This is a genomic window from Photobacterium sp. Alg240-V54 (assembly GCF_900537155.1).
In the GTDB taxonomy this organism is placed as follows: domain Bacteria; phylum Pseudomonadota; class Gammaproteobacteria; order Enterobacterales; family Vibrionaceae; genus Photobacterium.
Window position 1 is genome coordinate 78,544 of record NZ_UNRL01000001.1, and the last position, 11,837, is coordinate 90,380.

The 11,837-nt window shown below is 37.3% G+C and carries 11 protein-coding genes; 7 read left to right on the top strand and 4 right to left on the bottom strand.

Going from position 1 to position 11,837, the window contains the following annotated elements; translation table 11 throughout:
- The first annotated feature begins 208 nt into the window (after positions 1–208).
- From G6R09_RS00415 to G6R09_RS00430, 4 genes are all read left to right on the top strand, one after another.
- Positions 209–844 carry a hypothetical protein gene (locus G6R09_RS00415; protein WP_235860136.1) on the top strand — a complete coding sequence of 212 codons (636 nt, stop codon included), beginning with the start codon at positions 209–211 and terminating at the stop codon, positions 842–844.
- 188 nt (positions 845–1,032) lie between these two features.
- Positions 1,033–1,953 (top strand): DUF368 domain-containing protein, encoded by a 921-nt coding sequence (locus G6R09_RS00420; RefSeq protein ID WP_065167548.1) that lies wholly within the window; start codon positions 1,033–1,035, stop codon positions 1,951–1,953.
- 173 nt (positions 1,954–2,126) lie between these two features.
- A complete protein-coding gene (locus G6R09_RS00425) occupies positions 2,127–2,744 on the top strand; it encodes an SCO family protein (RefSeq protein WP_163919979.1) in 618 nt (205 codons plus the stop codon).
- Between the two features lie 435 nt (positions 2,745–3,179).
- Positions 3,180–3,443 carry an Lpp/OprI family alanine-zipper lipoprotein gene (locus G6R09_RS00430; protein WP_036790326.1) on the top strand — a complete coding sequence of 88 codons (264 nt, stop codon included), beginning with the start codon at positions 3,180–3,182 and terminating at the stop codon, positions 3,441–3,443.
- A gap of 282 nt (positions 3,444–3,725) precedes the next feature.
- Here the strand turns inward: G6R09_RS00430 and G6R09_RS00435 are convergent, their stop codons facing one another.
- The 3 genes from G6R09_RS00435 to G6R09_RS00445 all read right to left on the bottom strand — a co-directional run bounded on the left by G6R09_RS00435 (position 3,726) and on the right by G6R09_RS00445 (position 6,631).
- The gene (locus G6R09_RS00435; RefSeq protein ID WP_065167550.1) at positions 3,726–4,631 is read right to left on the bottom strand and encodes a L,D-transpeptidase family protein; all 906 of its coding nucleotides are present in this window, start codon (positions 4,629–4,631) and stop codon (positions 3,726–3,728) included.
- A 291-nt stretch (positions 4,632–4,922) separates the two neighbouring features.
- Entirely contained in the window at positions 4,923–6,056 is a 1,134-nt protein-coding gene (locus G6R09_RS00440) for a fatty acid desaturase (RefSeq protein ID WP_163919981.1), read from the bottom strand.
- 89 nt (positions 6,057–6,145) lie between these two features.
- A complete protein-coding gene (locus tag G6R09_RS00445; RefSeq protein WP_163919983.1) occupies positions 6,146–6,631 on the bottom strand; it encodes a hypothetical protein in 486 nt (161 codons plus the stop codon).
- Positions 6,632–6,822: 191 nt separating this feature from the next.
- Between G6R09_RS00445 and msrP the strand changes: the two genes are divergently transcribed.
- The 3 genes from msrP to G6R09_RS00460 all read left to right on the top strand — a co-directional run bounded on the left by msrP (position 6,823) and on the right by G6R09_RS00460 (position 10,042).
- Entirely contained in the window at positions 6,823–7,836 is a 1,014-nt protein-coding gene (gene msrP, locus G6R09_RS00450) for a protein-methionine-sulfoxide reductase catalytic subunit MsrP (protein WP_065167553.1), read from the top strand.
- Entirely contained in the window at positions 7,836–8,507 is a 672-nt protein-coding gene (msrQ, locus tag G6R09_RS00455; RefSeq protein ID WP_163919985.1) for a protein-methionine-sulfoxide reductase heme-binding subunit MsrQ, read from the top strand. Before msrP ends, msrQ begins: the two co-directional genes overlap by 1 nt.
- Positions 8,508–8,710: 203 nt before the next feature.
- Complete coding sequence (locus G6R09_RS00460; RefSeq protein WP_163919987.1) at positions 8,711–10,042, top strand: MATE family efflux transporter; 1,332 nt, start codon at positions 8,711–8,713, stop codon at positions 10,040–10,042.
- 117 nt (positions 10,043–10,159) lie between these two features.
- On the opposite strand, the gene G6R09_RS00465 is transcribed toward G6R09_RS00460, so the two are convergent.
- Complete coding sequence (locus G6R09_RS00465; RefSeq protein ID WP_065167556.1) at positions 10,160–11,542, bottom strand: peptide MFS transporter; 1,383 nt, start codon at positions 11,540–11,542, stop codon at positions 10,160–10,162.
- Between the last annotated feature and the right edge of the window lie 295 nt (positions 11,543–11,837).

Below are 11,837 nucleotides of genomic sequence, written 5' to 3' on the forward strand. Positions count from 1 at the left end.
TTACGAGCCATAGTTTGTTAACGCTGTTATCTAACCTCAGCATCGACACAGTAATTTAATGATTGTCACATTATGACTGAATAAAATTGTAATTTATGTTAATAATTCAGATACTTAAAAACCTATTGTTCGTATTATAAGTTATATGTATTTACTTTTTTCACATCACTTTTTAGTTTGTTTAGCTATTATTACAACGAGCTTAATAATGGCGCAGGCTGTCGCCGCACCGATAAAAGCTGTCATTAAATTATCACCTGAACCTATAACCCAGCAAACGATTGATCTTCCACTTAATGAGTATCATGCATTAAAAATTTTAGCCTTAGCAAACGTAAGTAGTAGTCAGGTTCCTCGCCCTTTTGACACACCGTCACCTTCAATAGCATCGCCGATCTCTGATTACGATATCGGTATTGATGTGAATAATAACAATATAAGGGATGACTATGAACGACGCTTACTCTTTCAATACCAACGCCCAGAATATGTTGCGATGGGGATACTAGCAGCTGCGCATTGGGATAGATTAGCTGCGAGTTATTATCAACAAGATCGTATACCATCCATAACTGCTATCACCTTAATTACTAATAATATAGCGATTAATCAATGCTATTACGCATTACAACAAATAGATAACGCGTTAGTTTCACCAATCTTCCATTACTTCAATACCGAGCATAGACTATTAATAAAGCAACAAGCTGAAGATAAATTATTAGATATTATCGCGACATCTGCGTTTACAGTGGATTTTGAACCACAACCTTGCCAACGCTTTATCTTATTAGCTGAGTCGATGTTGCAAACAACCTTAACCGAAGATGAACTAGCACACTAATCTGACATAAATAAAACACCATAATTTATACGTTATGGCACCATAACGAATTACAGATCATCCAGCATTAGTATATTTTCACTATTAGCCATAAGTAAATACTATACTTATGATTTTATAGTGGTTTTTAATCGTTCGCTGTATAATGCTCAACCTAAATTATTCAGCTATCACTGTTACGGAATCCAATGAGTAAAATATCAACTTTCTTAAAAGGCATGGCAATGGGCGCAGCTGATGTTGTCCCTGGAGTGTCAGGTGGTACTATCGCCTTCATTACAGGCATTTACGATACGTTGCTTGAAAGTATTCGTCGTATCAACCCGAGCTTAATTGGGGTGATCCGCAAAGGTGGCATTAAGGCTGCCTTTGAGCACGTTAATGGCACATTTTTAATCTGTCTCTTTGGTGGTATTTTAACGAGTATCTTTACCCTCGCTAAATTTATCACTTGGATGCTACATACTCATCCAATCCCATTATGGTCGTTCTTCTTTGGTTTAATCATAATTTCTGTGATTCACATGCTAAAACAAGTCGAAAATTGGAATATTGGGCGCATTATTTCAGTTGCCATCGGTGTTGGCTTTGCTTACGGTATTACCGTACTTCATCCTGTTGCAATGGACCCTACACCATTAAATCTTCTTATTGCTGGTGCGATTGCGATTTGTGCAATGATTCTTCCAGGCATTTCTGGTAGCTTTATTTTACTACTACTTGGCATGTACGCACCTATTCTAGCAGCAGCAAAGTCAGTTGATATCGTGACTCTGGGTACTTTTGCTATCGGTTGTGTGCTAGGACTACTAACATTTTCTCATGTATTATCATGGGTATTACGTAGCTACCGTGATATTGCGCTTACTTTCCTTACTGGTTTAATGATCGGTACTTTAAGTAAAATATGGCCGTGGAAAGAAGTTATTTCGTGGCGTACAAACTCACACGGTGAGCAAGTACCACTTATTGAACATAATCTTTCACCGTTAAGCTATGAGCATGTTACAGGCCACCCTGCGCTATTAGGCTATGCCGTCTTTGCGATGATTTTAGGACTCGCTGTTGTATGGGGTCTTGAAAAATACGCTGAACGTAACAGCGACTAATTTTCTTTTTAAACAACTTATCAAAGCAGCCTTCGTGGCTGCTTTTTTATTGTTTTGTACTATCAATGTAGCGACATCACAAAAAATTACTTCACACCTACCTTTTATAGACATCTCTATTCATAATTAACTTATCCCAACGAAATTGTTAGGGAATATTTAAGGATGAATAAATGAAATACCAGTGGGTTATCCTTGCTCTTGCTTTAGTTGCAGGACTATTTACCAGTTACATGATGGACAGTAACGATCCTGATGTAACTCGTGAACCTTATTATCCCATGAATTTTTTAGAATCAGGTACAGAGGTTATCGACTTATTTGACCCAGAGGATAAGCGTATACGTTTAGTCTATTTTGGTTACACACAATGTCCTGATGTATGCCCAACGTCATTAGCAGTATTATCTGCGGCTTTAAAAGCACTTCCGCAACAACAGCGAGATCAATTATGGCCTGTTTTTATCTCGCTTGATCCAAGCCGTGATACCGCCATGATAAGTGCACAATATGCAGCCCATTTTGATAATACAATTACAGGTGCAACCGGAACAGAACAACAAATTAAAGCATTAGCTGATACATATGGTGTGCTTTATATAAAAAACACCTTAGAAAATTCAAAAATAAAATACGTTATAGATCACAACTCTTATTTTTATTTTTTGAAACCAAATGGAGAGCTTATTAAAAAGCTACCTCATTTAGCTAACCCTTCTCAATTAATTGCCACAATACCAATAATAACAGCTAAGATGACGAACAATGAAATAATTGGTAACAGCCAATAACTAAACCAACATATTACACATGACGCATATTAATGGCTTTTAATAATTAACAGTTATGTTTTTCTTTACTATTAATAATAAGTTATCAAACATTTTCACTATCGTTTTTTTGTGTGTTTTTTAATCAAATATGTTATTTATTTGAGTGTTGGCAAAATTTTACATTACTCTGACTTTATCTATTACTAAAAACAAGAAATTACTTATAACTCCTTATATTAAGCGGGTTTATGCTCCTTTCAAATTAAATATCAATGCAAAAAAATGGTTAAATATGTAGTTTTTTTATTCGAAAACGAGATATTAATCAGATTTTTTTTCCTTAGCCAAAAAAAATTAATGAGCAATTATAATAAGTTATGCCATAATGAATTTGCCAACTCAAACTTTATTCAACAGTTGTAGTGGCTAAATCAATATGGAGATTATATAAAAATGAAACGTACTGTATCTATCTTAGCTGGTGTTTTACTAAGTGCTTCACTTGTAGGTTGTTCTAGCTCTGATGAAGTAAGTCAAATGCAGCAACTAACTAACAAAGTTGACACATTGTCTGAGCAAGTTAGTGCACTACAAGGTCAACAAGACCAAATCGTAGGCGCAGTAAATGACTCTCGCGCAGCATCTGACGCAGCATACCAAGAAGCAATGCGTGCTAATAAGCGTATTGATAACATTGCTGGTTCATACACTAAGTAATTTATATTTAGTCGTAAAATACCTAAAGAGATGGCTCAGGCCGTCTCTTTTTATTTATACCTATTTATATTATCCATATTTCTTCCCTGCTTTAAAATCCTATGATTAAACATCTACCATATTATATTCAATAAAAAACAACCACTGTTCACAATTACATCTTCGAAACTAATACACTATTATAATTATCACCACTAGTTTCATCATAACGCTAAATACGGATACAAAAAAAACGAGATAGTTATATCTCGTTTATAATTAAAGTTACAATCTAATGCTTAGCTATGATTTTAAAATAACAGGTAAACCCGATTGCTTATCTAATTCAGCATTTAGTCGTTGTGTTGCCTTAGCGTCACCTTCAACATCATCCAATAATGCTTTTGGTGCTTCTACACTTTGCTTAACACCAACTTGAGATTCATCTTTCGATAATGGTGCATGCACCTCAACTATCAACTCGCCATCCGCAACACGGGATGTTTTTACGGGTTGATTGATAATTTGAACTTGCGTACCAAGAGGTACCTGTGGGAACAACCATTCAACATCCCAAGGGTTCATACGAATACAACCCCCACTAACACGCATACCGATACCGAAATCTTTATTGGTACCATGAATAAGGTATTCACCATGACCATAAGCGAGTCGCATTTTATAGTCACCTAATGGGTTATCAGGACCCGCAGGCACAACAGCAGGTAGAATATCACCTTTTGCAGCATGCTCTTTACGAATGGATGCTGGAGGTGTCCAGGTTGGATTTTTTACTTTTTCATTAATAGTTGTAGTCATATTAGGCGTATCACGACCCACTCGACCAATACCAATAGGAAAAACATAAACAATTGAGGCATCGTTTTTAGGAAAATAGTAAAGACGTAACTCAGCAAGATTCACCACGATACCTTTATGAGCGACATCAGGCAGTATAACTTGGGTCGGTATTTGTAGTAGTCTTCCCGGCTTAGGTAAAAATGGATCTACGCCTTTATTGGCAGCCATCATTCCAAGAAAACCTACGTTATATTTATTGGCAATATCAGAAAGACTATCACCTTGTTTTACTTCGTAATATTCGGTTGTACCAACGATGTTACTACCATCGCTAGGTAGTTTATATTCAATTGCATGCGCTGCGGATGAGGCTAAACATGTGAGTGACAAAAGTAATGCGCGGTACACGACAATATCTCCGGTTAAGATTTTACAAACATATAATCATGGATGTAAAACGCTATAATTAATTATGCACACAATAACTATTTTTAATTATTACATGTGCTTTTAAGCTTTACTGCCATACTACTTGATATCATTTTAATCTACTAGCTTATCGATAACAGTAAATCTACAATAATATAAATAGTAACATGCTAACTAACAGCACAATGACGCTATATAATTATAACCATAAATAAAAAAGAGCTGTTAAATCTTGGTAAGACCTAACAGCTCAATAACGATTATGTAAAATTAAACGGTATATTGTTGTACTAAATATTTCCAATCACGACGTTGTTGGTTTAATTTCTGCTTAATCGATTCATATTGTTGCATAAATTCAAAATTCTCATAATCATTGGCCAATTTCTGTTGCCGCAAATCGATCAGGCGTTTCTTCACTTGATAATAATCAGAAATTTTACTAATCAGGGCTTCATACTCGTATTGTAATTGCAATAAACGCGCACTGTTATTTGGCAATGTTTTAAATTGATATTGCAACCGCATAAATTCCATTTTCGCGCGTGTTTTCTCAATTCTATCGGCAGAAGTAACTTTTAGATTTGTCGTCCACCCTAACCATGAACAACTCTTGATCAGCCATTTCGTTGGATCAAACTGCCACCAGCGAATACCATTACGATAATCATTCTCAAAAATATGGTGATAATTATGATATCCCTCACCAAATGTTAGCCATGCAATTACGCCATTATCACGGGCTGTATTTCTGTCAGTGTAAGGTTGAGATCCCCATTTATGCGCTAACGAGTTAATAAAAAATGTCGTATGGTGACTTAACACCAGTCGTAATACGCCAATAAATAATAACGCTCCCAAAACATTACCAAGTAGTAATCCGATAATGACAGGAACACCAATATTCATCATTGCCGCTAGTAAAAAGTAATATTTATGCTGCCAAACAACAATAGGATCATGTTGTAAATCAGAGCAATTTGAATAATCGTGATAACGACTGGCTTGATAGTGTCGTAGCATCCAGCCAATATGACTATAAAAGAACCCCATTTTAGCTGAATAGGGATCTTTAAGGTTATTATCCACATGGCGATGGTGTACACGATGATCAGAGCACCAATGTAGAATACTATTTTGCAACGCAAATGCGCCACCAAGGGCAAATACCAATCGCAAAAAGCGGTTTGCTTGATAACTTTGATGCGCCCATAAGCGATGATAACCCGCAGTAATTGACATCCCGCAGTAACAAAATGCCACTACTGTCATTACAATAAGCGCAACATCAAGGTGATAAAAATAGAGATAGAGTGGAACACCGATAACTGCAATGGCAAATGTCAGTGTAAATAGAGCCACGTTCAACCAAATAATTGGCGGGTTTTGCTGTTGAGGTATCATCCTTTTTCACCTTATTTCAGCGTACACATGTAAGCTAGATTATACTGAGCACTTAAGGTGATTCAACCAACCAGCAATATAAACTGTTATTACGACATCAATAATGTGATTCCAGCCGCATCAAAGCGTGTATTAACACGACGGTAATCGTTATGTAATGGTTGATAATAACTTGCTGGCATCGTCTCTTTCACCCCTGCTTTTATTAAAGCATGGTGTTCATCCCGTGTCATGATGACGTATTCAAGATGATCATCAATAATAGCTTTAATGCTTTCGATCGTCGCTTCATCATCGCGTACTAGTGTTTTGAAATGCCCTATAATCACTGATAATGGCATCATCATCTCTCTAACAAGCAATTTTCGTTCCTGAATATGCGCAGCAGCAACTGTTCGCTTTCCCACATTAAAAATTTGTATCCAATCGGGTTTTCCTTGTTGAGTCACTAATCCATGTTGATAACAATAATAAGCCTCTAAAAATATCCGTAAATGGCTATAGCGCTCAGAATACACTTCGAGGTAAATATGCTGTAATTCAATATCGGCATTACATTGATTCATTACATTCATGTGAACGATTACCTTTAAAATTAACACTTAAACCTATTTACACTGGCACAAAATACCATTTAATCTATTGTTTTATAAGTATATTAATAAAAAAACAAATAAACATTATCAACGATTGAAATTTTTATCATCAACTTACGGTCTACTTTAGTAGTCGTTATTATTGATTTAAATATCGCAATAGGCACCTTATGCAAATAAAAATACGTCCTCGTTGGTCATTATCAGAAAACCAAGCGACTCCAGAATCGGTGTATCACCAACGCCGAGATATTTTGAAGAAATTAGGTATTGCCGCTGTTGGCTTGCCGCTATCAACTAATGCCCATGCTGGCTTATTTGATTTTATCTCATCGCCAGAAGAACAAGCTGTTGATCATCGTCGCCAACTTAACGGCAAACCGTCATCACTCTCTAACTCAACATTGTCGCTGACACCTGAAGATAAAGTACTTCACTACAATAATTTTTACGAATTTGGTACCGATAAATCATCCCCTGCTATACGGGCAGAGAAGTTTATCACTGATCCATGGAAGGTCACTATTGATGGGATGGTAAATAAGCCATTTAGCCTTGATTACGATGACTTATTTAATCAATTTACCTTAGAAGAACGTATATATCGTCTCCGCTGTGTTGAAGCCTGGTCAATGAATATTCCATGGATCGGTTTTAGTTTACGCGACATCATTAAAAAAGCAGATCCGCAGCAACGAGCAAAATATGTTGCTTTTGAAACCCTATACGATCCTAAACAGATGCCAGGCCAAGCGTCATCACGTCTTGGCGGTGGAATAGAATACCCTTACGTAGAAGGTCTACGTATTGATGAGGCAATGCATCCACTGACGATGATCTCAGTAGGCCTATATGGCAAAACATTAGCCCCGCAAAACGGTGCACCGTTACGCTTGGTTGTGCCGTGGAAATACGGTTTCAAAAGTATTAAATCGATTGTACGAATTCACTTAACCGATCAACAACCTCCAACAACATGGAACCGTCTTGCTGCAAGTGAATATGGGTTTTATGCCAATGTTAATCCCAACGTTGATCATCCTCGCTGGAGCCAAGCAAGCGAACGCTTTATCGGTCAAGGCAATGTATTTAGTAGTCGCCGTCAACCAACACTGATGTTTAATGGTTATGCAGAAGAAGTGGCTTCACTATACCAAGGCATGGATTTAAAAAGGAACTATTAATGCTCACTCGAAATGTTCAATCATACCGTCTTACGCCTACACATATTTTGATAATTAAAGTCGTTATTCATGCGATTTCATTATTGTTTGTTGCGCTGTTGGTTTATAACACACTTAACGGTGGCTTTGGTGCAGATCCCATCAAAGGTATTGAACATTTCACAGGCAAAGCAGGGTTAAATACGCTAATTCTGACCTTGCTATTATCACCACTGGCGAAACGATATAAGCAAGGCGGCTTAATTCGCCTCAGACGATTACTCGGGCTATACACATTCTTCTGGGTTGTATTGCACCTTGGCGCTTATCTTGCACTCGACCTTAATTTTGATTGGGCACTATTAGGCAGTGAAATTATTCAACGTCCTTATCTTGCGATTGGTGCAGTAAGCTGGATTATTCTGTTATTGCTTGCGTTAACATCCCCAAAATCAGCACAACGCCGTTTAGGTAAATCTTGGCAAAAACTGCATAATTGGGTTTATCTTGCACTGTTATTAAGTCCAATTCATTACTATTGGTCGGTTAAATCAGGCCTTGTTGAACCTACTTTTTACCTGTTTATTTGTCTCTTTTTACTCTATTGCCGCAAACAAAAGCTAACAACTTGGCTTGCTAAAAAAAATATCGTATCCCCTGCTAGGCCGATCTCAAAAACATTCCACCGCTAATTCTCGCTAGTATTACAACAAATATACGAGCTTAATTTGTTGTAATCGATTGCTTAGGGATCGAGCATCAGCAAAATTAACACTCAAATCACGTGATCTCGACACCATAAATACAGATTGTTGGATTGACTAAGCCACTGAACACACAGACAATGCGCACTATTTTTTGCATCTATTTCTGCGGTTTACATGGAATTTCTCCGATGACAGTATCAACAACTCAGCCATTATCCTTACGTGATGATTCGATTTTTCGCCTTTTTTTGCGTTATACCTTACCCACTATTGCAGCGATGCTGATTACTGGCATCTATGTTGCCGTCGACGGAATGTTTGTTGGTCACTTTATAGGTGAAGATGGTCTTGCCGCGATCATACTTGGCTACCCTATCGGATCTATTTTATATGCCATTGGTGCTATGATCGGCATGGGAGCGTCAGCACTTGTTTCGATAAAAATGGGGGAAGACAACGTTCAACAAGCTCGCAAAATTGTTGGTAATGCACTCACTCTATGTATTATTGCTGCGATTGTTTTCTGTAGTTTTGGCTTGGTTTTTGGAAAAGACATTCTGATTTGGATCGGCGCCAAAGATCATATCTTAACCATGGCTACAGACTACCTATTTTGGTACTTCACCATGGGTAGCTTTGCTATTGTTTCAATGGCATTTTCTGCACTACTACGTAATGATGGTCAACCTAATCGTGTTACCCTGATCATGATTTTAGGTGGCGTACTCAATATCTTTTTAGATTGGTTATTCATTGTTGTTATTCCGTGGGGATTAACCGGAGCGGCCATTGCAACAATGTTATCGCAAGCAGTGACCTGCCTATTATGTTTACAACATTTCTTCTCAGATAAGACCCAATTACGTATTGGATGGGATAGCCTTAAAATTAAACTTGATACTGTGTTACAGATCCTAAAATTAGGTACTTCAAGTTTATTAATGTATATGTACTTGTCAGTTGTATTAATCCTTCATAACAAAGCATTTTTATTGGTTGGAAAACCGATCCATGTTGCTGCTTACAGTATTGTGAGTTACACCGAAGCCCTGTTTTATTTAGTTTTTGAAGGTATTGCATTAGGCACTCAACCACTGGTGAGTTTTAATACTGGTGCAGGTCTTAAAGATCGAGTTAACAAACTTCGTAATCTTGCCTTTATAACAACGCTATTAATTGCAGCGATTGGTGTGATAACTTTATACAGTATTCCAGAAATCGTGGTGTATATGTTTGCAGGTGACAATCCAGTACTCCAGCCTGTCGCAATTAACGGCATGTCACTGTACTTTTGGGGATTACCTTTTGAAGGTGTGTTATTAGTTGGTGCAACTTACTTTCAGGCGATCAATATGCCTAAAGAAGCTTCATTACTCACTGGCGGTAAGTTACTGTTGATCTCAATTGCCATTTTTGTACTGGCTTATAGTGTCGGAGTTAATGGGGTCTGGTTAGCATTACCACTTTGTAGTGCTGCACTTACGTTATGGATGGTGTATCGATTAAAGAAACTTGCATAAATAGCTTTAATTTACAGTAACCAATACAACGAAACGTAATAAAGAAAACCGATAGTCTGTATTTATAACAAATACAGCTATCGGTTTTTTTATTGCTAATCAGCTATAGTGCATGAATTAAACTTCAGCGATAACAGCTTCTTTCTTCTCAACAAGATGACCTTCTGCGCCATGCATCCATTGAATAAGTTTATTTGAGAATAAAAACAGAATAATCGATGAAGCCACAGCTGCAATTGCAATACCGGCAAAGATATGGAGCGCACCCGCATCACCGACATGCGAGCCTATGATTCCTGCAACATAGTTTGCCAATGCGTTAAATGCAAACCACACTCCCATTAGTAACGAACACAAACGTAATGGTGCCAGTTTAGTTACCATTGATAAGCCAATCGGTGAAATACACAGTTCACCTAAGGTATGGAAGAAATAGGCTCCTACTAGCCATAACATTGATGTTTTCACCGTTAAATCACCGCCTTGCTGCATTGCCGCACCAACCATAAATAGAAAGCCAACCGCGAGGAACAATAATGCAAACACAAACTTTATTGGTGAGCTTGGCTCTTTAGGCCCTAATTTGATCCAGAATGCCGCAATAATCGGTGCTAATGTAATAATGAAGAAAGGATTTAATGATTGGAACCAAGCTGCTGGCACTTCAAAACTGCCAATCATACGATCTGTATATTCTTGTGTGAAAATATTCATCAAACCACCAGCTTGTTCAAAACCAGCCCAAAAAACAACAACAAACAAGCCTAGGAACATAATCACTTTCATACGATCCCGTTCAACGGCTGTTAATGGCTCTTTCTTACCTGATGCATTTTTAGCGGCATCACGTTTTGCTGCTGGCTCTATACCGATTTTACCCAATAGACGTTTAGCAAAAACTAGCTGTAAAAGTAAGCTCACTAACATACCAATACCGGATGCTGCAAAACCTGCTTTCCACCCCCAAAAACTAACGGCGGTACCAGCAATAACACCAGCAAGCAAAGAGCCGAGGTTAATACCCATATAGAAAATGGTAAATGCACCATCACGACGATTATCACCTTCAGGATAAAGATCGCCAACCATGGTCGATATATTGGCTTTAAATAAACCATTACCAATAATCATCAAACCCAAGCCACAATAAAATGCGCTTAATGCAAAAGTGCCAACAACAGAGTTTGGTAGCGCAAGAATAAATTGGGCAATGGCCATACAAATACCGCCCAAAATGACACAACGACGTTGGCCTAAGAAGTTATCAGCAATCCAACCACCAATAAGAGGAGTTAAATAAACAAGACCAGTATATGTAGCGTATAGACTTAGGGCATCCTTGGTTGTCCAACCAAAACCGCCATTCATTGTTTTATCTGTTAAATACAATACAAGGATGGCACGCATGCCGTAATAACAAAAACGTTCCCACAATTCAGTACTAAACAACAAGAACAACCCTTTTGGATGTCCCATAAAAGTACTCATATCCCTACTCATAATTATTCCTTACTTGTAACTATTTATTCAATCTTTTAATCCCCTCCAGTTATAAAGGACAACATAATATCTTTCAAGAGTATAAATTATCATGATATTACGTCATAGTGGTAACATCTTGAATAAGCGAGAAAAATAAAATAACCACAAACAAGCTGAAACATTTTGTTACACTCTGTTTTTAGCGCAAAAAACCACTAAGTTATGCTTAGTCTGGCATTTAAAACTAGATTAAACCATAAAAGTAGAATATTAACGCTTAATTTAAAATATTAATGAGTAAACCTCACCTCGA